18 protein-coding genes and 1 pseudogene are annotated in these 21,749 nt (G+C 73.5%); 8 read left to right on the forward strand and 11 right to left on the reverse strand.

The genetic code is table 11. The features are described 5' to 3' along the window. The first annotated feature begins 198 nt into the window (after positions 1–198). The 3 genes from E0L36_RS18960 to E0L36_RS18970 all read left to right on the forward strand — a co-directional run bounded on the left by E0L36_RS18960 (position 199) and on the right by E0L36_RS18970 (position 3,506). A complete protein-coding gene (locus E0L36_RS18960; RefSeq protein ID WP_180930320.1) occupies positions 199–1,377 on the forward strand; it encodes a hypothetical protein in 1,179 nt (392 codons plus the stop codon). A gap of 359 nt (positions 1,378–1,736) precedes the next feature. After that, the gene (locus E0L36_RS18965) at positions 1,737–2,930 is read left to right on the forward strand and encodes a hypothetical protein (RefSeq protein ID WP_180930321.1); all 1,194 of its coding nucleotides are present in this window, start codon (positions 1,737–1,739) and stop codon (positions 2,928–2,930) included. 48 nt (positions 2,931–2,978) lie between these two features. Further along, positions 2,979–3,506: a DinB family protein gene (locus tag E0L36_RS18970; protein ID WP_180930322.1), complete on the forward strand. Its 528-nt coding sequence runs from the start codon at positions 2,979–2,981 to the stop codon at positions 3,504–3,506. A 65-nt stretch (positions 3,507–3,571) separates the two neighbouring features. Here E0L36_RS18970 and E0L36_RS18975 read toward each other — a convergent pair whose 3' ends face one another. Next, entirely contained in the window at positions 3,572–4,936 is a 1,365-nt protein-coding gene (locus E0L36_RS18975) for a cystathionine gamma-lyase (protein WP_180930323.1), read from the reverse strand. Between the two features lie 221 nt (positions 4,937–5,157). On the opposite strand from E0L36_RS18975, the gene hemC reads away from it, so the two are divergent. Further along, a complete protein-coding gene (gene hemC / locus E0L36_RS18980; RefSeq protein WP_180930324.1) occupies positions 5,158–6,093 on the forward strand; it encodes a hydroxymethylbilane synthase in 936 nt (311 codons plus the stop codon). 120 nt (positions 6,094–6,213) lie between these two features. Here the strand turns inward: hemC and E0L36_RS18985 are convergent, their stop codons facing one another. Both E0L36_RS18985 and E0L36_RS18990 read right to left on the reverse strand, forming a co-directional pair. Further along, positions 6,214–7,128, reverse strand: a complete 915-nt coding sequence (locus E0L36_RS18985) for a hypothetical protein (RefSeq protein ID WP_180930325.1) — start codon at positions 7,126–7,128, stop codon at positions 6,214–6,216. Positions 7,129–7,543: 415 nt separating this feature from the next. After that, positions 7,544–7,870 carry a hypothetical protein gene (locus E0L36_RS18990; protein ID WP_180930326.1) on the reverse strand — a complete coding sequence of 109 codons (327 nt, stop codon included), beginning with the start codon at positions 7,868–7,870 and terminating at the stop codon, positions 7,544–7,546. A gap of 370 nt (positions 7,871–8,240) precedes the next feature. On the opposite strand from E0L36_RS18990, the gene E0L36_RS18995 reads away from it, so the two are divergent. The 4 genes and pseudogenes from E0L36_RS18995 to E0L36_RS19010 form a co-directional block, all read left to right on the forward strand. Further along, positions 8,241–9,089, forward strand: a complete 849-nt coding sequence (locus tag E0L36_RS18995; protein WP_180930327.1) for a helix-turn-helix transcriptional regulator — start codon at positions 8,241–8,243, stop codon at positions 9,087–9,089. Beyond that, entirely contained in the window at positions 9,064–9,276 is a 213-nt protein-coding gene (locus E0L36_RS19000; RefSeq protein ID WP_180930328.1) for a DUF397 domain-containing protein, read from the forward strand. Before E0L36_RS18995 ends, E0L36_RS19000 begins: the two co-directional genes overlap by 26 nt. Positions 9,277–9,391: 115 nt before the next feature. Continuing rightward, positions 9,392–9,616: a DUF397 domain-containing protein gene (locus E0L36_RS19005; RefSeq protein WP_180930329.1), complete on the forward strand. Its 225-nt coding sequence runs from the start codon at positions 9,392–9,394 to the stop codon at positions 9,614–9,616. Between the two features lie 13 nt (positions 9,617–9,629). Further along, positions 9,630–10,148, forward strand: a pseudogene (locus tag E0L36_RS19010) (class I SAM-dependent methyltransferase); the annotation flags it as partial. 34 nt (positions 10,149–10,182) lie between these two features. Here E0L36_RS19010 and E0L36_RS19015 read toward each other — a convergent pair. The 8 genes from E0L36_RS19015 to E0L36_RS19050 all read right to left on the reverse strand — a co-directional run bounded on the left by E0L36_RS19015 (position 10,183) and on the right by E0L36_RS19050 (position 21,626). Next, the gene (locus E0L36_RS19015; protein ID WP_180930331.1) at positions 10,183–11,247 is read right to left on the reverse strand and encodes a Gfo/Idh/MocA family protein; all 1,065 of its coding nucleotides are present in this window, start codon (positions 11,245–11,247) and stop codon (positions 10,183–10,185) included. Between the two features lie 4 nt (positions 11,248–11,251). Next, positions 11,252–13,042 carry a B12-binding domain-containing radical SAM protein gene (locus E0L36_RS19020; protein WP_180930332.1) on the reverse strand — a complete coding sequence of 597 codons (1,791 nt, stop codon included), beginning with the start codon at positions 13,040–13,042 and terminating at the stop codon, positions 11,252–11,254. Positions 13,043–13,119: 77 nt separating this feature from the next. Next, entirely contained in the window at positions 13,120–14,850 is a 1,731-nt protein-coding gene (locus E0L36_RS19025; protein WP_180930333.1) for a B12-binding domain-containing radical SAM protein, read from the reverse strand. A 2-nt stretch (positions 14,851–14,852) separates the two neighbouring features. Further along, on the reverse strand, positions 14,853–17,171 hold the full coding sequence (locus E0L36_RS19030) for a beta-ketoacyl synthase N-terminal-like domain-containing protein (RefSeq protein ID WP_180930334.1): 2,319 nt from the start codon (positions 17,169–17,171) through the stop codon (positions 14,853–14,855). After that, entirely contained in the window at positions 17,168–18,406 is a 1,239-nt protein-coding gene (locus tag E0L36_RS19035) for a glycosyltransferase (RefSeq protein ID WP_180930335.1), read from the reverse strand. Before E0L36_RS19035 ends, E0L36_RS19030 begins: the two co-directional genes overlap by 4 nt. Positions 18,407–18,622: 216 nt before the next feature. Beyond that, a complete protein-coding gene (locus E0L36_RS19040; protein WP_180930336.1) occupies positions 18,623–18,910 on the reverse strand; it encodes an acyl carrier protein in 288 nt (95 codons plus the stop codon). A 188-nt stretch (positions 18,911–19,098) separates the two neighbouring features. After that, positions 19,099–21,006, reverse strand: coding sequence for a KedN5 family methylcobalamin-dependent radical SAM C-methyltransferase (locus E0L36_RS19045; RefSeq protein ID WP_180930337.1), 1,908 nt, complete (start codon positions 21,004–21,006; stop codon positions 19,099–19,101). Positions 21,007–21,134: 128 nt separating this feature from the next. Further along, a complete protein-coding gene (locus E0L36_RS19050) occupies positions 21,135–21,626 on the reverse strand; it encodes a glutathione peroxidase (protein ID WP_180930338.1) in 492 nt (163 codons plus the stop codon). Positions 21,627–21,749 lie beyond the last annotated feature (123 nt).

Below are 21,749 nucleotides of genomic sequence, written 5' to 3' on the forward strand. Positions count from 1 at the left end.
GCGCGGAATCCCGGGAAGGCGTCTCCACGGCGGACACAGCGTGGGCGCGCCTGCCCGGTCCCGCTGACGGTAGTTTTCCGGCGGTTCCCTGTCACGGGTGCCGGAAGCCCCCTACCATCAGCTCTCCGTACGTGCACGCTCCACTGTCACCTGCCCTGCCCGTCGTCCGGCCACCACGGCCCTACGGAGCATCGGGGGATGCACATGAACAGCGCTCCGCACCTGCTGCCTGAAGACCGGCCCGAGTTCGAGCGGGCCGTGGACGCCGCGCTGCGCGCCGAGCCCCGTCCGCCGGGGAACGCGTCCGCCCAGGACCGGCCCGGCACCGAGGAGTTGCGGGCCATGGCGCTCGGCGCCACCGTCGCGATCGCGGCCTGCGCCGCCGTCGAGTACCAGCGGTTCGTCCGGCTGCGCGCGGAGTGGCGGGAGACCGCCGGGCACGGAGGGGACGCCACCAACGAGGCCCTGACGGCGGCCGGTTCGGGTACCAGAGCCGGAACGGGCGGGCCGGACGGGGCCGTTGCCACGCCGGATCGCTCCCCGGACTCCTCCCCGGGCGGCTTCCCTGGGACGGACGGCACCGGAGTCGGCGACGGCGCGGAGACCGGCGGCCGTTCGGGAAGCGGCGGCGGCACGCGAAGCGGCGACTCCGGGGACGGGACCGCGGCCGGACGCCAACTGGCGGGTACGGCCGCGACGGAGAGCCCACGACGGGACCAGGACGCCACGCCAGAGCACGGGTTGGGCGGTGAGCCGGGAGCGTACGGGCAGCCGGGGGTTCGGAGCGGGACGCTCGGGGACGGGCTGGCGGAGAGCGCGGGCGCCGGGGTCACCGCCGTCGTCTCCGTGCTGGCCCCGGTGCTCGCGGGCACCGCCGCCCTGATCTTCCTGCTGATCGGCTACGCGCTGCTGCTGGTCAGCCCCGAACCGGCCATGGCGGCCCCGATCCGCACGGCGGGCTGGGCGTTCGCCGCCATGGCGGCCGCCGCCGCGCTGATCTCCATGGCCGCCGTCTGGCGGAGCGCGCTGCGCAACGGCTCCCGCTCCGTCCGCGCCCCGGGCCGCGTCACGGGCGACGGCGCACGGCGAACGCCCGCCGCGCAGCGGCCGGTCGGGCCGCGCGCGGAGACGCGTCAGCCGCTCTCCGAGCAGGTCGCGGAGGCGCGGGACGCCTGGCGGGAGGCGCTGGTGGAGCGCGGCATCGTCCCCTTCCTCCGGGAGGCGGCCGACGCCCGGAACCAGGGGCGGCCGCCCGCCACTCCGCCGCCCGAGCAGCGCACCCCGCAACTGGGCTACTCACACCCGGGGTTCTCCAGTCGCGCGCCCGCCGAGACCCCGATCGCGGACACCGAGGAGGAGCGCCGCCGCTCCGGGTGACCGGGCCGAACCGGACGCCCACCGCGCGGACCCGGTCGGACGCCGACCCGGGAGGGGCGCGGACGGGTACGGGGACACCAGAGCGGACGCGGGACCGGGGTGAGGGGCGGACGCGCGGGCGGTTCGTCGTGTGGATCCGCGCCCGGCGCGCGCGAGCCCGATGGAACCATCCGTCGCGCTCCCGCGTGCCTCCCCGCGACAGCCCGACGTCGCGGCCCGGCGCCGCCGCACGACCCGGCGGTACCGCGATGTCGCGGGCCGCGCTCCCCCGCCGTGGTCGGCGACCCGGTCGGGCGGCCACCCGGCGGATCGGCGGCGGCTCACCGACCGGCGGCACCCTTCGACGGAAGGAACGGCCCATGGACCCGACGCGGCGACCGGAGAGCGGGGCGGTGCCCGGGAACAACCCGCAGCGTCCGGCGGCGGACCGGACCGCGCGATGGCCGGTGCCGAGTCGCGACGGCACCCAACCGGGCCTGCTCGTCTGCTCGTTCGGGGTGCTGCGCCGCCGGTGGCGGGTGCTGCTCCGCGAGGCGTTCCGCGTCGCCGGCTGGTGTCTGCTGGCGGCCCTGACGCTGACCGTCGTGGCCTTCCTCCTGGCCTGGCCGAGCTTCAGCGACATGTGGGAGGGGGCGCTGACCGCCCGCCGGATGGAGGACTCGTACACGCCGGACGGCAGCGGTGTCTGGCTCGTCCTCCTTCTCACCCTGCCGCTGTACCTGCTGCTCCTGGGGCTCGGCCGCGCCGCCTCGCAACTCGTCTGCGCCCGGGCCGTCGCCACGGACCTCGCGGGCGGTCCGGACGACGCCGGGGGTGGCCCGGACGACGCCGGGGCCTCCGGCGCGGGCCGTGGACGCGCCCGGACCGGCGGTGCTCGTCCGGGAGTTGGGGACGGCGCCGGGGACGGTCAGCGCGCGCGGCTCGCCCTGGTCGGCCGGACCCATGTGCTGCGCGGGGTGAGCGTGGGGATTCCGCTCGTCTGCGGGCTGCTGATCTCCCTCGCGCTCGCCTCCACCGTGGCGCCCGTCGTACCGGACCCCGTCTCCGGCGCGGTGTGGGTGTTCGCGCCGGTGCTGGGCGTCCTGCCCGCACTGGCGCTCGGCCTCGGGCTGCTCCTCGCCCCGGCCGCCGCCGCCACGGACGGCCTGGCCCCGGTGGACGCGCTGCACCGCTCCTGGTCGCTGGTGTGGCGGCGGACGGCCCGGGGCGGGACGGTGTGGCCGCGCCTCGGCGCCCTCGCGCTCTCCCTGGGCCTGCTCACCGCCGGACTCCTGCTGGTCGTACGGGAGTTGGCGGGCGCGTCGCGCGACGGCGTCAGGTCCGCCGTCCTGTCGCTGGTCACCGAGAACACCTATGTCGCGGACGCCGCCGGGGCCCTCGCGCCGCTCGCGGTCGCCCTGACCGTCAGCGCCGCCGTGACGCTGCCGCTCGCGCACCTCGTGCTCGCCGTGCTCTACCGGCGGCTCGGGGCGGACGGGCGGTCCACGGCGGGCGCCGGGCCCGGGACGCCCGGGCGCGCCGGATCCGCGCCGCCGCCCGTACCGCCGGTCTGAGCTGGGCGTCCCTCTGGGCGGCGACCGGGCCTCTGCCATGATCAGGCCATGACGATGACACCCGAGAGCCGTCCGATGCCGCCGCTCAGCGCCGACGAACGCGCCACGCTGGAGGGCTGGCTGGACTTCCACCGCGCCACCCTGGAGCTGAAGTGCGTGGGGCTGGACGACCAGCAGGCGCGCACCGCCGCCGCGGAGCCCTCCACCATGACGCTGCTCGGCCTCGTCCAGCACCTGGCCGAGATGGAACGCTTCTGGTTCCAGCGGGTGTTCGCCGTGCGGGACGTGCCGTCGCTGTACGGGGACGACAGCGACGAGGGCTTCGAACTCGTCCCCGGCCGGGGGCTGGACGAGGCGCTGACCACCTGGCGCGCCGAGGTCGAGGAGGCCCGGAAGGCGATCGCCGGGGCCGAGTTGGACGCCCTCGGCCGGTTCCCGTCGGAGGAGGCGGAGGCGGTCGGCGCTCCCGGGGCCTCGCTGCGCTGGATCCTGGTCCACATGATCGAGGAGTACGCCCGGCACAACGGCCACGCCGACCTGCTCCGGGAGCGCGTGGACGGCACCACCGGCGCCTGACCCTCCGGCCCCGTCCCCGGCCGTCCAAGTGCCCCGGCCCCAGGCCCCTTCCCGTCCGGCGGGGGTCAGGTGGGCGGGGGCAGGGGGTGGTGACTGCCGTGGTGTGGCGGGAGGTTGGCGCCGCTCGGGGGCGCGGGGTGCGGGGGGTGGGTGGCGGCGGCGTCGAGCGCCTGGCGCAGATCGGCCACCAGGTCCGCCGGGTCCTCCACTCCGACGGACAGCCGGACGAAACCCTCCGGGACCGCGTCGCCGCCCCAGCGGCCACGCCGTTCGGCGGTCGAGCGGACGCCGCCGAAGCTGGTCGCGCTGTCCACGAACCGCAGGGCGGCGAGGAAGCGTTCGGCGAACTCCAGGTCCGGGAGCGTGAAGGAGACCACACAGCCGAAGCGGCGCATCTGCCGTACGGCCCGCGCGTGTCCGGGATCGCCCGGCAGCCCGGGGTGCCGGACGTCCGAGACCTCCGGCCGCAGCTCCAACGCCTCCGCCACGGCGAGGGCGTTGGCGGCCTGCCGGGCGGTACGCACGTCCAGGGTGGCCAGCGAGCGGTGGGCCAGCCACGCCTCCATCGGACCCGGAATCGCGCCGATCGTCTTCCGCCACTGCCGTACCGAGTCCGCCAACTCCCGGTTCCGGCAGACCACATAGCCGAGCAGCACGTCGCCGTGCCCGGTCAGCGCCTTCGTCCCGCTGGCGACGGCGAAGTCGGCGCCGAGCGCGAGGGGGCGCTGACCGAGCGGGGTGGCGAGGGTGTTGTCGACGGCGACCAGCGCACCCGCGCGCCGCGCCGCCTCGGTGAGCCGCCGGATGTCGCAGACGTCCAGGACCGGGTTGCTCGGGGACTCGATCCACAGCAGTCGTGCCCCGTCCAGCAGGGGCAGTTGGGCCTCCTCGGCGGTGGGCGCGGTGTGCACGGTGACGCCGAAGCCCTCCAGCCGTTCGCGGAGCGCGGGCAGCAACTGGTAGCCGTCGGAGGGGAGTACCGCCGTGTCGCCCTGCCGCAGCTGGGAGAAGAGCACGGCCGACAACGCCGCCATCCCGGAGGCGAAGACCACACACTCCGGCTGCTCCCCATCCGGGCCGGACTCGCCCGGGAGTTCGCCGGTCGGGGAGCCGGTCGGCGTGCCGGTCGCGGGAGCCTCGGTTGAGCCGGGGACCTCCAGTTCCAGGATGGCCCGCTCCAGCGCCGTCCACGTCGGGTTGGCGTCCCGCCCGTACGAGTACGGGGCGCCCTCCACGGCGCCCGGCAGGTGGTAGTGCGCGGCGAACGCCGGTCCGGGGAGGGAGGGCGTGTAGGCCAGCGACTCCGGAAGCCCCGCCCGGGTGACCCGGGTGCCGTCCCGCGACCCGCCCGGAACGGCCCCTTCGGCCCCTTGGGCCGGCTGCGGCCGGTCGCTCCGTGGGGGGCGCTCGCCGCCGTCCGCGTCCGTCATGTCCGCCCGTCCTCTCCGCCCCGCCGTGCCCGTCGTATCGCCACTGACCAGCGTAGACCCGCGGCTGCCCGGCTCCGGTGCGGCGTACGGCGGGGTGGCGGGCGCGCCTCCGGGACCGGCGAGCGCCGCCCCCGGGGCGGGCGAGCGCGGCTCGGTGGACGGCGGGTGAGGCGGGGTATCCGTGGTCAACGGCCCCCGTGTGACGGGCTATCGTGAGGCACATGTCGGACCCTGAGTTCATCCGCATCGTCACCCGGGACTCCCCCATGGCGCTGGCGCAGGTGCGGCGGGTCCGCACCGCGCTGGCCGAACTCCTCCCCGGCACCCGTACCGAGGTCGTGCCGGTGAAGACCACCGGCGACCGGTGGATGGGCAGCCTCTCCGAGGTGGACGGCAAGGGGGCCTTCACCAAGGAGGTCGACGCGGCCCTGCTCGCCGGTGCGGCAGACCTCGCGGTGCACTGCGTCAAGGACGTACCGGCCGACCGGCCGCTGCCCGCCGGAACGACCTTCGCCGCCTACCTGGAGCGCGACGACATCCGGGACGCGCTGATCGACCCGGCCGGGCGCACCCTGGCGCAGCTGCCCCCGGGGACGCGGATCGGCACCTCCTCGGTGCGCCGCGTGGCCCAACTCGCCGCCTCCTACCCGCATCTGGAGTGCGTCCCGATGCGCGGGAACGCCAACCGGCGGATGGAGAAGATGGCGGCGGGCGAGGCGGACGCGCTGCTGCTGGCCGTCGCGGGCCTGGAGCGCATCGACCGTACCGACGTCATCTCCGAGGTGCTGCCGGTCGAGACGGTGATGCCGCCGATCGGTGCGGGCATCCTCGTCCTCCAGTGCCGGGAGGGCGACACCGAACTGATCGACGCCGTCAGCGGGTTGGGCCATCCGGCGACCTACCGGGAGGCCACCGCCGAGCGGATGCTGCTGCACGTGCTCCAGGGCCACTGCAACTCGCCCATCGCCGGGTACGCGCGCACCGAGGGCAACGGCGAACTCTCCCTGCGCGCCTCCGTGTTCACCCCCGACGGAAAGACGGTGCTGAACGCGCACGAGTGGGCCGGACGGCTCGACCCGGCGACCCTGGGCACCTCCGTGGCCGTGGCCCTGCTCCGGCAGGGCGCCCGCGAACTGATCGACGAGATCCCCCACTGAACCACCGGGGAGGCCGGGACGCCGACGGGTCGACGTCGCCCCAGGCGGCGCGCTGCCCGCGTGACCCTCCGGTGGCGCGGGCACCGCGTTCTCGGTTCGGCCGACGGACTGAGGGACCCGTCAGCCGAGTTGGAGGAGGCCCCAGCCGTACTGGATGGCGGAGCCGTCCACGCGGACGGGGTGGCCCGGCGGCAGTGGGGTGGTGGGGAGCGGAGGGATGTCTATCCGGCTCCAGTCGAAGGAGTCGTCCGCGTTCCGGGCCAGCGCCTCCAGGTTGATGGTGCTCACCCGCTCCCCGGCCGTGTGTACCGACAGTTCGTAGATGCGGAACGCGGAGAGTTCCGCGAACCAGTACTCGCAGGCCCAGCGCAGCTCCTCGGCGTCCGCGACGACCAGTCGCTCCCGGCCGCCGGACGATCCGCTCCAGAAGTCGCCCTGGACCAGGTAGTGGCTGTACCCGCCGGAGGTGAAGGCCGCCGCCGGGACGTCCCGCAGGGCCGCGAGTCCGGCACGTGCCGCCGGATGGGCGGGATGCGCGGCCAGGACGCGTTCGTACAGCTCGGTGGCCTCACGGCGCTTGCGCGCCAACTCCAGCCGCACCTCGGCTAGTTCGATCGACTTCGGGTCGCGGGCCTGGACGGCGGCCTGGTCCGCGCCGGAGCCGTCGCCGGAGCCACACGGGTCCGAGCGGTCCAACGGGCGGTGGGTGCCGGAGACATGGCCGATGTCCGGGCCGCGCGGGTCCGTGGGCGGCTGGAGGCCGTCCAGTTCCCCCAACTCGTCGGGCTCCAACTCACGGGCGAACGCCGAGTAGATCAGGTCCATCTGCTGCACGAGGCGGGCGGCGAGGAGTACGGCGGACTCGGGGTCGTCCGGGCGGGCGGCCAGCGCTTCGCTCAGCTCGACCTCCCCGGGCCAGCGCTGCTTGTCCACCGGCAACAGGCAGAGCAGGCGCCCCAACTCCCGCTTGGCGTCCACGTCTCCAGCCTCGGCCGCTCGGCAGACCGCGTCCACCCGTTGTTCCACCGTCCCCATGACGGGGAATCGTACGGGGCGTCCGGCGGGGCGGTCGCGGCAGTACGCCAGCCGAGACGCCGCACGTCACACGCGTGCTCGTCAACTGGACCAGCCCACAGCTGAGTTGCCGGGTGCAAAGCGGAGGGGGCCGGGCCTCGCGCCGGGGCTCCGGCGGGCCCCCGGCGCCCCTCCCCCGGACCCCGGAACGAGCCCTCCGCCACGACCTCACGGAGCCCGCCCGCCCCCGGCCCCGCCCGCCCCCGCCCCCGGCCCCGCCCGTCGCGGGTCCGCTGGCGCGGGCGTGCGTCCCGAGGTGTGCGGTTCGGGCGTGCGTTCCGAGGTGTGCGCGGCGTGACCGCCCCCGCCGGAACGGTGGGAGAACCGGTGTCAGGTCACCGGCGGGGGCGGGGTCTCGGCTCGGCGGAGCCTCAGCTCACTCGTACCGCTCCCAGGTGTGGCCGCCCCGGTGGTCCGAGGGCAGCCAGCAGGCATCGTCCCGCCCGGGGCTGCTCGACGGGCAGTAGCCGAAGCGCTGGACGTCGATGTCCCGGCCCCAGCCCGCCCAGGTGAGCCACACCGCGCCGCCGTCCCTCGCCACGTCCAAGTCCCGTAGCAGGGCGATGTGTTGGCCGTACGGGTGGCGGTCCAGTTCGCAGTAGACCATGTCCGGAATCTCGTCTTCCTCGGCCGGTCCGTTCGGGAAGTCGAGAGCGGCGGCTCGCATCTTCAGGGGCACGTCCAGCCAATGGCTGCATGTCATGGGGGGGGGTTTCTCCTCTCGCTGGTCCGGTGGCTGGCCGCGGTCGCGGCGGTGGGGAGTAGCCCGGTCTCGGGCGGGCGGTCGGCGCGTGGACATCGGGGCGCTGAGGCGTGCTCCGGGGGTGCACCGGGCGTACGTGCTCTGCCGTGCACGCCCCTCCGCAGGCACGTCCATCCCCGTGCGCCGTCCGGTTCGCGCCGTGCTCCCTGGGCGTTCGCCGCTTCGTGGTCATTACTACCGTTTCGTACGTCGTGGACGTTCGTCTCACGTGCTCTGCGTGACTACTCACTCACACCATGGCTTCGAAACACGTACGCTCAACAGGTCTGGCGCCATTCCAAAGGACTGAGCAAGCCGGGGAGTTGAAGTAATGGCCGAGGAAACCGAGCAGGAACGGCAGCCCGCGAACGGCGCCGCGTACTTCGGGGCGGAGGTAAAGGCGCTCCGGGAAGCGCTGGGACTTTCGCAGGGAAAGTTCGCGGACCAGTTGCACTACCAGCAGGCACAGGTAAGCAAGGTGGAGAACGGCACCGTACTGGCCTCGGAGGCTTTCGCGGAGGCCATAGACCGGGTGGCCGGTACGCCGGGGGTGTATACCCGCCTCCGCGCCAAGCTCAGCAAACAGGGGCACCCCGAATGGTTCATCCCCTATCTGGAGCTGGAAAAGACCGCGTCGACGGTCGAGGACTATTCAAACGCCTTTGTTATGGGCGCGCTTCAGACGGCGGAGTATGCCCAGGCCCTTTTCCGGGCGGGGCACCTCCGGGACTCGGATGAGCAGATCAAGAGGCGGGTCGAGGTGCGGATGCGGCGCCAGGAGATCCTGGACCGGGAGGCTCCGCCGCTGCTCTGGGTGATCCTCCACGAGGCGGTGCTGCGGACGGTGGTCGGCAGCCGGGCCGTGATGGTGGCGCAGTTGGAGCACCTGCTCAGGAAGGCGGCCAGCCCGCACGTCCTGCTTCAGGTCCTGCCGTTCGCGGCCGGTGCTCCGGCGTCGGGACTACCGTTTACCCTGCTGACGCAGGCTGACGGGGCGGCCATCCTGTACTCGGAGACCACGGGCCACGGGCACGTGAACGACTCCGCGACGGCCGTGCGGAACTGGGCGGATACGTATGATCGGCTACGCGCTTCGGCCGAGTCCGAGACCCGGTCCCTGCGCCATATCCACTCGATCATGGAGGAGCACGCTCATGAGCAGCATGCCGGAAGCACGTGAGATGCGCTGGGTCAGCAGTTCGTACAGTGACGCTCAGGGAGGCCAGTGCGTCGAGTGGGCGCCGGAACACGCGGTGGCTACGGGGGAGTTCAGGGTGCGGGACAGCAAGGTGGTGGATGGCCCGGAGCTTTCGCTGTCGCGTGCGGGTTTCGCGGGTCTGGTGGAGTTCGCCCGGCGCGAGGGCTGATTGGCTCGTCTTCCGCTTTCGGCTAACTGATGCTGTGTGAAGGCTTGTTGGTGGTGGCCGGGCAGTGGTGTCCGGTCACCACGTCTCGTCCGATCTGTGGTGGAGGAGCACGCTCATGAGCAGCATGCCGGAGGCACGTGAGATGCGCTGGGTCAGCAGTTCGTACAGCGATGGCCAGGGGGGCAATTGCGTCGAGTGGGCGCCGGAACACGCGGTGGCTACGGGGGAGTTCAGGGTGCGGGACAGCAAGGTGGTGGATGGCCCGGAGCTTTCGCTGTCGCGTGCGGGTTTCGCGGGTCTGGTGGAGTTCGCCCGGCGCGAGGGCGCGGAGAGCCGCTGACGCGGTACGTGGCGGGGAGCCCAGGAGCACGCTGGAGATCGGTTGCGGCACCGGCCGCGCCACGGCCTACCTCGCCGGGCAGGGCTGCCGCGCGACAGGGCTGGATCTGTCCCCGGTCATGGTCGGGAAGCTCCGCGAGCGCTGGGGAGCGACGGGGGCGGAGTTCGTACGGGGGGAGGTCCTCGACCATCTCGCCAGCCACGAGGCCACGTACGACGCGATCTACTCCGTGTTCGGGTGTGCGTGGTTCGCTGACCCGCTGCGGCTCTTCCCGCTCGTCCGTGAACGGCTCACCGGGAACGGCCGGTTCGTGTTCTCCCAGCCCCCGGCCATTCCCGGCGCCTACGGCCCGCAGGGCATGTACAAGGGCGGGTTCACCGGGCCCGCGATGTTCACTTACCGCTACAGCTTCCGGCCCCCGGTGTGGGAGCGGCTGCTGACCCGGGCCGGGTTCCGGACCGCCGAGGCGACCGTGATCGACGCGCCCGAGCCCGGGCACATCCCGACGCTGCTGGTCACCGCCGCCGTGTGAACTCCGCACCCGGCAACGGCCGCCCGTCCTGTGGCTAGGGGAAGGGCTGGGCGTGGGCGTAGGCGGTCTCCACGAGGGTCTGGAGGCGGAGGGCGTCCCGCGCGGGGACGACGCCGGGCGGGGCCTGCGGATCGGGCCGGGGCCCCGGGGCGTGGGGCTGGCCAGTGGTGTGGGCGCCGAAGTAGTGGGTGATGGCGGCGAGTTCGGGGTGGGGTTCGGTGGCCTCCAGCACGGTGTCGTCGGGCAGGTGGAGTTGGCCCCGGCGGAAGTCGAGGGTGTGGTCGCCGTCGCGGGTGCGTACGGTCAGCGTCATGCCGAGGCGCCGGCTGGCGCGGTCGACGCGGAGCAACGCGGGTACCCCGTCGAAGTCCAGCTCCAGTTCCGCGCGTTCCTCCACCTCGGGGGAGTCGACGCGGCAGGAACGGAGCCGGGGCTCACCGAAGAGGGTGAGCAGCGGGTCGAGGGCGTGCGGGCCGAGGTCGAGCAGCGCGCCGCCGCCCGCCCGCCGCGCGTCCCCGTACCAGGGGGTGCAGGCGCGCCAGAGGCGGTCGCCCGCGGTGTGGAAGGTGAAGGTGACCTCCCGCGCCCCGGAGGCCGTCAACTCCCGGAGTGGGACCAGGAGTTCGTGGAAGCGGTAGGGCAGGTTGACCCCGAGCAGCCGGTCGGCGGCGGGGTGTTCGGCCAGGCGCCGGGCCGCCCCGGCGGTGTCCGCGAGGGGTTTCTCGCAGAGCACCGCGACTCCGGCGTCCAGCGCGGCGAGGACCGGTTCGGTGTGCGCGTCGTTCGGGGTGCACACGCTGACCAGGTCGGGTCGCGCCTCCTCCAGCAGCCGTTTGACGGAGGTCCCGGTCCAGGCGCCGGGGTGGTCCGCGAGGGCCCCGGCGGCCCGTTGGGGGTCGGTGTCCACGCCGCCGACGGGCTGAACGGCCGGAAGGGCCGCCGCCACCGGGAGGTGGTAGCGCTGGAAGACCCGGCCGCAGCCGATCCCGGCGAACCGTACGGTCCGCGTGGGGGCCGGGGACCCGGCCGACGACGGCGGCCGGGACGGTGCGGGCGGGGGCGCCGACCGCCCGGGGGCCGGGGGCTGTTCGGGGGTCACCTGCTCAACTCCTGACCTGGACGCGGGCGTTGTCACCACAGGCCCGGGCCGCCGCGAGGGCGAAGTCCGGGAAGGTGCAGCCGAGATGCCGACGGTCGTACTCGTCGACCAGGGCCCGGAGTTCGGTCTCCAGCCGGGCCGCGAGGTCGGGTGGGTCCTCGTCGGCGAGGAGCAGCCCGAGGTTGAGGAAGGCGATCAGCAGCTCCGTGAGGTCCTGGTCCCAGCGGCGCAGCTGGCGCAGCATCGGGCGCGGGTCCTCGGCTGGTTGGGCGCTCCCGGCGGCCGCCGTCCCCTCGGGGGAGGCGCCGCCGGCGGCGTGCCCGGAGCGCCGGTGGCGTACGGCGTCCGCGATGCCCTGGGCGAGGAAGGGGACCTCGTTCTCCTTGCGGTCGTTGATGTCGGCGGACACCGCGCTCCAGGCGGTCCACAGGTCCTCGATCCGGCGGTCCGAGAGCCGGTACTCGCGGCGGGCGGTGCGCAGGATCTCCCAGGTGGGCCCCTCCAGGCCCGGGTTGGGGGGCTCGTCGTACGCCTTGGCCTTGTCGTAGATCTCGGTGCCGCGCAGCGCGATGGCCCGGTTGATGAGGAAGAACGGGTTCTCGCTCTCGTGGACCTGGGCGGCCACGATGAACTTCAGGTTCTCCCACAGCTCGTCCAGGGTGGTGCCCGGTTCGATCATGATCCAGCCGGGTTCCAGCTCGATGCGCTCCTGCCGGAACAGGCGGGCGGCGTCGAAGTTGTAGTCGACGGTGGTGCCCTTGCGGAAGCGCTTCATCACCCCGGGCGCGCCGCTCTCCATGCCGAGCAGCGCCAGGTCCATCCCGGCGCGGCGCAGGGTGCGCAGCGCCTCGCGGTCGATGAGTCCCGTGTCGACGCGGAACTCGCAGTGGAAGTTGATTTTGAGGTCGCGGCGCAGCACCTCCTCGGCGAAGCCGACGGCGTGGTGGTAGCCGTCCTGGAAGGCGCCGCCGAAGTTGTCGTCGTTGAACCAGAGGAAGCGGGTGCCGAAGTCCCGTTGCAGGAACTCGATCTCGTCCACGGCGTCCTCGATGGGCCGCACCCGCCAGGGGCCGTCCACCACCCCGGGCTGCCGGGGCGCGTAGCAGAAGGTGCACTTGGCGTGGCAGCCCCGGCTGGTGTACGTCGAGGCGCGCGGGGTGGGGATGCCAACGGCCCGGTGGTGGGCCAGCAGGTCCCGGCCGGGCCAGGGAACGGTGGCGAGGTCGGGGAGTTCGGGCGGGCCGCTGGTGCGGACCTTGCCGTCGCTCCAGTAGTAGAGGCCGCGCACGGTGCGCCAGTCGCGTCCGGCGGCGAGGGCCTCCATCAGCCGCTGCACGGTGAGTTCGCCCTCGCCGAAGGCCACGCAGTCGGCCTCCGGGATGCGTTCGGCGATCAGCTTGGCGTTGTACGTGCAGAAGGCGCCGCCGATCGCCACGAACACGGCGGGGTCGGCGGCCCGGACGCAGCGCAACAGCCGTACGGCGTCCACGATGTGCAGGTCGTACATGATGCTGATGCCGACGAAGCTGGGCCGTTCCCGGCGGATGAGGTCCGTGATCATCTCGTCGCTCGGGTTCCTGCCGTGCAGGTTGAGCGCCGTCACCTGGTAGCCGTTGCCGCGTAACTGGCCCGCGATACAGGCCACTCCGAGGTTCTCCCGGACGCGCTTGTAGAACAGGCGCATCGCGGGGTCGAGTCGCAGGTACTCCTCGTCGTTGATGAGGACGTTCTGGTTGTTGAGGCTCGCGGCACCGGTGGGTATCTCGCGCGGCGTCAACAGGACCACGTCGGACATGGCGTTCCCTTCCTCTCCCGGCAACCCGGCCCGGGCGCGCGGCCCGCTCCGCCGCCGCACGTCCGGGGCCGCCGGATTCAGCCGGCCACTGCTTCCCGTTCGGCGCAGAGCCGCTTGGCGTGCTCCACGAACTCGACGTAGGTGCGGCCCAGATGGTCGCGGTCGTACCGCTCGACCATCGCCCGCAACTCCTCCTCCAGCCGCTCTCCGAGCCGCGGCCCGCCCTCGTCCCCCCGCAGCAGCGCGTGGTTGAGGAAGGCGATCAGCAGCACCGGCAGATCGGCCACCCAGCCGCGCAGACTGCTCAGCAGCGGCCGTAGGCCCTCGCTGCCGCGCGCCCGGCGCGTCCGGGTGGCGTCGACGATGAGCTGCGCGACGAACGGCAGCTCCTCCTTGCGGTCGCTGACCTCGGCGGACACCGCGCTCCAGGCGTGCCAGATCGCCTCGACCCGCTCGTCCACCACCCGGTAGTCGCGGCGGGCCTCGCTGAGGACGGCGCCCGCGGGCCCGTCCACCCCGGATATCTCGGGCGGCAGCGGGTCCGCAATCTTGTCGTACATCTCGGTGCCGCGGAGCGCGATGGCCCGGCTGACGAAGGAGAACGGGTTCTCGCTCACCGCGATCCCGGTGGCGACGATGAACTGGAGGTTCTCCCACAGCTCGTCGACGGTGGACCCCGGATCGATCATGATCCAGCCGGGTTCCAGCTCGATCCGCTCCTCCTGGAACAGCCGCGCCGCGTCGGTGTTGTAGTCGATGGTGGTGCCCTTGCGGATCCGCTTGGCCATGCTGGGCGAGCCCGTCTCCATGCCGAGCAGCGCGGAGGCCATCCCGGCGCGGCGCAGGGTGCGCAGCGCCTCGCGGTCGATGAGCCCGGTGTCGACGCGGAACTCGCAGTGGAAGTTGATACGCACGTCGCGCCGGAGCAGCTCCTCGGCGAAGCCGACGGCGTGGTGGTAGCCGTCCTGGAAGGCGCCACCGAAGTTGTCGTCGTTGAACCAGAGGAAGCGGGTGCCGAAGTCCCGTTGCAGGAACTCGATCTCGTCCACCACGTCGATCGGGGACCGCACCCGCCACGCCTGGCCCGCGACAGCGCCGGGGGCGCGCGGCACGTAGCAGAAGGTGCACTTGGCGTGGCAGCCCCGGCTGGTGTACGTCGAGGCCACCGGCGTGCGGATGCCCTGCGCCCGGTGGTTGACGAGCACGTCCCGCGCGGGCCAGGCCGCCGCGTTGAGGTCCGGGAGCTTCGGCGGGCCGCTGCTGCGCACCCGGTCGCCCCGCCAGTAGTAGATGCCCGGGACGGTGCGCCAGTCGCGTCCCGCGGCGAGCGCGTCCATCAGTCCCTGCACGGTGAGTTCGCCCTCGCCGAAGGCCACGCAGTCGGCCTCCGGGATGCGTTCGGCGATGAACTTGGCGTTGTACGTGCAGAAGGCGCCGCCGATCGCCACGAACACGGCGGGGTCGGCGGCCCGGACGCAGCGCAACAGCCGTACGGCGTCCACGATGTGCAGGTCGTACATGATGCTGATGCCCACGAAGCTGGGTCGCTCCCGGCGGACGAGGTCGGTGATGACCTCGTCGCTCGGGTTCCTGCCGTGCAGGTTCAGCGCCCGCACGGAGTAGCCGGAGGACCGTAACTGGCCCGCGATACAGGCCAGTCCGAGGTTCTCCCGCACCTTCTCGTAGAACAGCCGCATGGCCGGATCGAGTTTCAGGTACTCCTCGTCGTTGATGAGGACGTTCTGGTTGTTGATGCTGGCGAATCCGGTCAGAATCTCGCGTGGCGTCAGCAGCACCACGTCCGCCATAGCTACTCCCTTCCCGCTGCGTCGAACGCCCCGCCGGGTGTCCCGCGCGGTCGCCCCGGTCCTGGTCCGCGTGCGCCGCCTCCGGCCCCAACTCGCCTTCCTGGCCGGGGACTCGCCGCTTCGTGCCGCGCGTGCGCGTTCTGTGTCACCGCCGCGCCGGGTGGCTCCCCGGGAGGCGCCGTGGACGGCTCCCCGGGAGGCGACGCGGCTGCCTTCGCGGGTGCCGACCCACCGTCCTTCGCACCAGCATGCACCGCATGACCCGAATTGCGGGATGGCCGTGCGTCCGCGATGTATGTCCGGTCGTGTGGGCCGGTGCCGGTATGGGTGTCCGTATGGGTCTCGCCCGGTGGCGGGGGCGCGGCGGCGCCGCCGGACCGCGCGGTGGCGGGGCCCGGCCCGATGCCCCTACCGGCGCCGACGCCGGTGCGCGGGCTCGCGGCGGCGGCCGACGGGGCGGTGGAGGTGCGGGGGTGGGGCGGGCGGACGGTGGGGCGGGTCAGCACCGCCGCCGCGTTGTTGCCCCCGAAGCCGAAGTTGCTGACCAGCACCGACCGCAGCCCGGGCAGCGGCTCGGGCGCGCGCGGCAGCCGCACCCGGCGGGTGGGCAGCGGCGTCTCCAGCCCCGGGGTGCCCGGTGCCACTCCCTCCCGCAGCGCGCGGACGGCCGCCGCGACCGCCGGGAACAGCGCGGCGTGCAGCAGATGCCCCGCCCCGCCCTTGTACGAGCTGACCGGCGGCCGGTGGCTCCAGCCCCGCTCGGCGCCCAGCTGGTCCAGCGCCAGCAGCTCCGCCTCGTCGCCCTGCCGGGTGCCCGGCGCGTGCCCGCACACCGCGTCGGGGGCCCGCAGCCCCGCCATGTCCAGCGCCAGCCGCATGCAGGTGGCGCCCAGTCCGGCGTTCAGCGCGGTGGTGCCCGCACCGCCCACCCGGCAGGCGACGCCCGCCAGTTGGGCCGCCGGTACGTGTCCCCGGTCCGCCGCCCGCTCGGCCGTCTCCAGCACCAGCACCCCGGCGCCCTCCCCGATGACAACCCCGCCGCGCCGCTCGTCGAAGGGGCGCGCCCCGGTGGTGGAGGTGGCGCGCAGCACGTCCAGGGTGGCGAAGTCGTAGACGTTCAGCGCGGACACCCCGATCAGCAGCACGGTGTCCACCAGCCCGCTCAGCAGCCACTCGCGTCCCATGGCCAGGCCGAAGGCGCCGGTGGCGCAGGCGTGGGCGAGGAGCGCGCGGTTCCCGGGGGGCACCGGCAGCCCGTCGTCGTCGCCCGCCGGGCCGAGCGCGATCTCCGCGACGCCCGGCTCCCCGGCGACCGTGGGCAGATGCGGTACGACCCCGGCGTGCACCACCAACGTGCGGGCGAGGCAGGGGACATGGGAACCATCCCGGCTGTCCCGCCCAGGGCCGTCTCCTCCGGGGTCGTCTCCTCCGGGGTCGGTCAGTCCGGCGTCGGCCAGGGCCTCGGCGCGGGCGCGGGCCACCAGCGTGTGGCGTACCGGTTCGCCCGCCGAGGGGCGGATCGGGGTCTCGCAGGCGGTGGAGGCCCGGAAGCGGTCCGTGCCGAAGCGGGTGACGGGGCCCTGGGCGACCCGTCCGGCGAGCAGCCCGTGCCAGAAGGCGTCCACCCCGTCGCCCAGCGCCGTCACCAGCCCGACGCCGGACACCACCACGGGTCCCTCCGGGGCTGACGCACTCCCCTCCCGCCCCTGTTCCGGGGGGAGTTGGGGCCGCCGATCCGGGGGGAGGTGGGGCGCCGGAGCGGGTTCGGCTCCGGAGACGGGCGCCTCGGTGGTCGCGGGCGCGGCGGCGGGGGTGAGATGGCCCGGGGCGGCTACGGGGAGCGCGCTGACCCGGTAGCCGTGCCCGTCCGGGAGCGCGGTCAGCGCGCAGACGACGACGCCCCGGTGCAGGCCCCGGGCGACGCTCGCGCGCGCCCAGCGCAGCGCCTGCGGGAGCGCGGTGTCCGGACTGATGAGGACGTAGCCGGGTCCGGTCCACCGACCCTGGAGTGCGAACTCCTGGAGCAGCTGGGCCGGTTCGGGGTCCATGGAGAAGGAGGGCCGGATGCGGCGGCCGCCCGCCTCGGCGTCGGCGCAGCGCCGTACGTACCGTGCGGTCGTAGTGGCGCTGTAGTCGGTGGCCGCGAGCAGGATGGGGGCCACGGAGCCCGCGTCGGGGGACAGTTGGGCGAGTGCGGCGCCGAGCACGGTGGTGGTGGTGCCGCCCAGCGCGCTCTCTCCGGCCTCGTCCGCGCACCAGCTGCCCTCCCACACACCGGAGTTGGCGCCGGGCCTGGTTGGGGGAGCGGGGACGGCGGTCATCCGGTGGTCCCCGGCCGTGCGGCGCCGTTCGGGGTGGGGAGCGGGGCGGCGGCCCAACCAGCGGGTGTACGTGCTGGGTTGGCGGCGCGTGACCGGTCCGGGGCGGCGGGACGGCCGCTGCCGGTGGCCTGCCCGGTGGCCTGCTCCGTGGCCTGCCCGGCGTCGGCGGTCCGCCCGGTGCGCGGGGTCTGGCCGGTGCCGGTGGCCTGTTCGGGGTCGTGGGGCGTGGCCGGGCTGGTGTGCGGGCGGGGGACGCGGTGGGACAGGAGGGCGGCCAGCTCCGCGAGTTCCATCCGGCCGAGGAGGAAGGCGCCGACCCGCTCCAGCGCGGGGTCGCCGTGGCGTTCGGCCACCAGCCGCCAGAACCTCGGGAGCGTCTCGGTCACCCGGCGGCGGGCGGTGGGCAGGTGGTAGCCGGTGGCGTCGATCATCTGGAAGGAGCATCCGGACGCGGCGAGGCGGAGCCCCAACTCCAGGTCCTCGCCGCCCCACAGGGTGCCGTAGCTCGCGTCGAACCGTCCGGCCCGCTCGAAGTCCGCCCGCCAGAGGCTGGTGTTGGTGCCGACGCAGGAGAGCCAGGCCAGCGCGCGGTACTCCGGTGTCTCCACCGCCTTCCGCGCGACGCGTTCGATGAACGAGCGGCGCGGCCCGAACCGTGGCGCCTCCCGGCTGAGGTCGGCGGCCTCGGAGGGGCCGATGGAGCGTCCGCGCGCACCCACCAACCGGGCGGCCAGCACCTCCGGTTCGGGCGTGAGCGTGAAGGCGGAGAGGTCGGTGATCCGGCCGTGGACGACGCCGCCGGACGCGGTGCCGCCGTTGGGCGGGGGCGCTCCCGGCTGGTGGCCGGGCGTCCGCGAACGGACCGCCTCGGCGTGGGCGGCCAGGTGGGCGGCGAGTAGTCCCGGGGCGGCCACGGTGTCGTCGTCCAGGAAGAACAGCAGGTCCTCTTGGGCGAGTTCGGCTCCGACGTTCCGGGCGTGCGCGACGCCCCGTCCGCCGCTGTCCGCCACCTGGAGGCGCAGCCCGTCGGGGAGGACGGCCAGCACCTCGTCCACTACCCGTCGGTCGGGGGCGTCGTTCACCAGCACCACGTCGAACCGCCCCTCGGGCAACCGCTGTTCGCGGAGTGCGGCGAGGGTGAGCAGCAGCCGCGTGGTGCGTGCCCTGGTGGGGATGACCACGCTGAGCGAGGTGGGGGAGCGTGCGCTGCGGGTGTGGTTGACAGGACGGTCCACGGGGCGCCTCTCTGGCGTGCGACGTCGGGTGCGCGGAGGGTGCTTGGTGCCGTGGTGCGCGTGCCGTGCGGGTGCGGTGCGTGCGATGCCCGCGGTGCTTGGTGCCGTACCTCCGTACGGTGCTGACGCCCGGCTCCGGTGTCCGGCGTCAGCGTCCGGCTCCGGTGGTGGTCGCCCAACACCCGGTGCGTGGAACGGAGTCGCGGCGGTGGTGCGTCAGCTGGAGGGGCTGCCGCTGACCTTCTGCTGGAGGATGTAGGTGGCGAGTCCGTCGATGGAGAACAGGGTCTCCTCGGTCAGGTCCTCGTCCTCGAAGACGACCTCGAACTTCTCCTCCAGGATCAGCAGGTACTCCAGGGCGTCGAGGGAGCTGAAGCCGTACCGGTCGATGAGGCTGGTGTCACCCCCCTCTCCGGCGCCCTCCACGGGGGAGGAGTCCTGGCCGGGCTTGGCCATCTCGCCAGCGATCTTGTGGAGTTCCTGGATGAGTTCGGCGCGGTCCATGCGGGTCTCCTTCGCGTTGCGCGGCGCGGGCCGGTGTCCGGGGTGGCCGGGGGCCGGGGCGCCGCTCGGGTCGGTGGAGCTGCCGGGCGGGACGCTCTGGGTCGTACGGAGGCACTTCTCGTCGGGGGGCGGGGGCGCTCCGGGCCGATTGGCCGGGGCGCCCGTGGTCCGCCGGGGGCCGGGCGGGGTCAGTCGGGTACGCGGGCGCGGTGGTCGGTGATCTGCTGTTCGGTCCGCCCTCGGTAGATGTCCATCCGGAAGTAGTGCTGGACGTCGTTCCCGAAGCCGATCCGGTAGTAGAAAGAGGTGGTCACCGGGGCCGGTTCGGCGCTGACGCGCTCGCCTCTGCGGAGCGCCGCGACCAGTTCGGGCACGGGGTAGGCGAAGTCCACGCGCTCGCGCAGGTACCACTGTTCGCCGTGGAGTTCGACGACCGGCAGGTCCTCCTCCGGGCCGGAGCCGTCGGGCAGTGGACGGACCGGCTGGCAGGCCAGGTCGTAGCGGAAGACCTCGTCCAGCAGGGCACGGTGTTCCTCCGGTACCTCGGGCCGCATGGCCTCCCGCCACCAGGAGCGCAGCAGCCCCTTGGTGAGCAGCCGCCACACGTCCGGGTTGACCTGCTCGCTGGCCGAGCCCGTCGGGTCGGCCACGGTGTGCAGGCGGCGGGCGTCCGGATCGGTACTGGACTCCACCCAGTCGGAGAAGCTGAGGATCACCGCGGACTGCTGGATCCCGGCGATCTCGCGGAGCGCCACCCACAGGTTGTGCAGCCAGAGGCTGCGGGCCAGCACGCGGTTCCAGCAGATGAAGCGGAGCATCCGCTCGTTGTCGCGCGGGGTCATGGTGTGGTGGGAGAGCAGGTACTCGAAGTCGTCCTGCTCGCCGCGGACGGTGACCAGGCCGTGCTGTTCGCGCTTGTCGTGGTAGTCGGTGTTGGGCAGGATCATCAGCGGGTGCACGGCGACGAACGGAGTGTGTCGGGACACCCGGTCGTAGCCGGACAGGAACGACTCGACGGTCTCGCCGGGCGCTCCCCAGATGAGTTCGAGGTACGGCGTGATCTCGTGGTCGGTGAGCCAGGAGACCAGGTCCTCCCACTCGTTCAGCCGCATGTTGCGGCGGCCCATGACCTCCAGCACCTGGTCGTCCATGCTCTGGAGGGCGAGGATGAAGGCGCTGTGCATCCCGGCGTCCTTCATCCGCTCCATGATCCGGTAGAAGCCCGCCGACTTGTTCTTCGCCCAGGAGGTCTCCAGCCGCTTCGGGTAGCCGTGGCGGGAGCGGATGCGCAGCAGGTCGTCCAGGAACTCCTCGTCCTGGCGGAGCATTCCGAAGTTGGAGTCGCACAACAGCAGCGACTCCACGCCGTGCCGGGCCAGCAACTCGACCTCCTCACGCAGGCGTTCGCGGGAGAAGGCGCGCATTTTCTGTCCGGTGGCGCCGCCCCAGTAGCAGAAGCCGCACTTGTAGGGGCAGCCCCGGTTGGTCTCCATCAGCGCGTAGTCGTAGGCGAACCGGCCGTCGGCGCGGGTGAGGGGGATGGCTCCGGAGAGGATCGGGGAGGGCAGCGCGTCGAGGTCGTCGAGGCGGGGGCGTTCGGCGGTGGTGTGGACGCCGCCGCCCGGCTCCCGGAAGGAGACGCCCGCGATGCCGTGCAGCGCGGAGGGTTCGGCGCCGTCGAGGCGGGCGTGCATCAGCTCGGTGAAGACCTGTTCGCCCTCGCCGTTCACCACCACGTCGACCTGCGGGAACATTCCGAAGACGCGGTCGGCCTGGTGGGCCACGTGGTTGCCGCCGAAGACCACCCAGCCGCGCGGGTTGATCTGCTTGAAGGTCTCCGCGAGGGAGCCGAACGCCCGGTGGTTCCAGCCGAGCACGGAGGCGCACAGGACGTCCGGGGCGCCGTCGCGGAACAGGTCGCGGCTCATCGCCGACAGCCGTGTGTCCCCCGGGTAGTTGCGGATGGTGAAGTCCATCGCTCGCCGGAGGCGGGGATCCGCCTCGGCGTTCGCCTTGAGGTAGCCGACGGCCAGGGGCATGGAGGCGGCGGAGCTGCCCCACACGCCCTGCTGTAACAGGACCACACGAGTCTTCATCGAACTCCCTGTCGTACGACGGCGGATGGACCGCCGTCCCTCTCCGCCACTCCGCGTCCGCGCTGGGCGCGGAGTGGTCCCGCGCCCCGGGCCCCGCCGAACGGGCCCCGGAGCACGGCGCGTTGGGCTCAGCCCGCGGCGATCCCCGCCTCGATGCGGGCCACCACCTCCGGGTCGTCGGGGGCTGTACGGGGCCGGAACCTGGCCTCGACCTCGCCCCCGGGCGAGATGAGGAACTTCTCGAAGTTCCACTGGACGTCCCCGGCGGTGCCGCTCGCGTCCTCGCTGGCGGTCAGCACCTCGTACAGCGGGTGCCGGGAGGCGCCGTTGACCTCGACCTTCTCGAACATCGGGAAGGTGACGCCGTACGTGGTGGAGCAGAAGCTCCGGATCTCCTCCGCGTCGCCCGGCTCCTGGCCCCCGAACTGGTTACAGGGGAAGCCGAGTACCGCGAAGCCCCGCTCGGCGTACCGCCGGTGCAGCTCCTCCAGCGCGGTGTACTGCGGGGTCAGCCCGCACTGGGAGGCCACGTTGACGATCAGCAGGGTGGTGCCCCGGTACGGGCTCAGGTCGGCGGGCTCACCGCTGAGGGTGCGCAACGGGATGTCGTACAGGCTCATGTGCGTCTCCTGGCGAACAACTGACGGTGGTGGTCCGCGCGTCCGGCGGGCGCGCGGGTCCGTACCGGCTGGAGGCCGGCGGACCGGTGACCGGGGGCGCATACGGCGGTGGTGGCCGCCGCG

Origin of the sequence: Streptomyces sp. AJS327 (assembly GCF_013450295.1) — a bacterium.
Lineage (GTDB): Bacteria > Actinomycetota > Actinomycetes > Streptomycetales > Streptomycetaceae > Streptomyces.

What these genes read in the sequence shown, in the direction of transcription:
- E0L36_RS18960 (WP_180930320.1), top strand. Translation starts at nt 199, where the DNA reads ATGCACATGAACAGCGCTCCGCACCTGCTGCCTGAAGACCGGCCCGAG.
- E0L36_RS18965 (WP_180930321.1), top strand. Translation starts at nt 1,737, where the DNA reads ATGGACCCGACGCGGCGACCGGAGAGCGGGGCGGTGCCCGGGAACAAC.
- E0L36_RS18970 (WP_180930322.1), top strand. Translation starts at nt 2,979, where the DNA reads ATGACGATGACACCCGAGAGCCGTCCGATGCCGCCGCTCAGCGCCGAC.
- E0L36_RS18975 (WP_180930323.1), bottom strand. Translation starts at nt 4,936, where the DNA reads ATGACGGACGCGGACGGCGGCGAGCGCCCCCCACGGAGCGACCGGCCG.
- hemC (WP_180930324.1), top strand. Translation starts at nt 5,158, where the DNA reads ATGTCGGACCCTGAGTTCATCCGCATCGTCACCCGGGACTCCCCCATG.
- E0L36_RS18985 (WP_180930325.1), bottom strand. Translation starts at nt 7,128, where the DNA reads ATGGGGACGGTGGAACAACGGGTGGACGCGGTCTGCCGAGCGGCCGAG.
- E0L36_RS18990 (WP_180930326.1), bottom strand. Translation starts at nt 7,870, where the DNA reads ATGACATGCAGCCATTGGCTGGACGTGCCCCTGAAGATGCGAGCCGCC.
- E0L36_RS18995 (WP_180930327.1), top strand. Translation starts at nt 8,241, where the DNA reads ATGGCCGAGGAAACCGAGCAGGAACGGCAGCCCGCGAACGGCGCCGCG.
- E0L36_RS19000 (WP_180930328.1), top strand. Translation starts at nt 9,064, where the DNA reads ATGAGCAGCATGCCGGAAGCACGTGAGATGCGCTGGGTCAGCAGTTCG.
- E0L36_RS19005 (WP_180930329.1), top strand. Translation starts at nt 9,392, where the DNA reads ATGAGCAGCATGCCGGAGGCACGTGAGATGCGCTGGGTCAGCAGTTCG.
- E0L36_RS19020 (WP_180930332.1), bottom strand. Translation starts at nt 13,042, where the DNA reads ATGTCCGACGTGGTCCTGTTGACGCCGCGCGAGATACCCACCGGTGCC.
- E0L36_RS19025 (WP_180930333.1), bottom strand. Translation starts at nt 14,850, where the DNA reads ATGGCGGACGTGGTGCTGCTGACGCCACGCGAGATTCTGACCGGATTC.
- E0L36_RS19030 (WP_180930334.1), bottom strand. Translation starts at nt 17,171, where the DNA reads ATGACCGCCGTCCCCGCTCCCCCAACCAGGCCCGGCGCCAACTCCGGT.
- E0L36_RS19040 (WP_180930336.1), bottom strand. Translation starts at nt 18,910, where the DNA reads ATGGACCGCGCCGAACTCATCCAGGAACTCCACAAGATCGCTGGCGAG.
- E0L36_RS19045 (WP_180930337.1), bottom strand. Translation starts at nt 21,006, where the DNA reads ATGAAGACTCGTGTGGTCCTGTTACAGCAGGGCGTGTGGGGCAGCTCC.
- E0L36_RS19050 (WP_180930338.1), bottom strand. Translation starts at nt 21,626, where the DNA reads ATGAGCCTGTACGACATCCCGTTGCGCACCCTCAGCGGTGAGCCCGCC.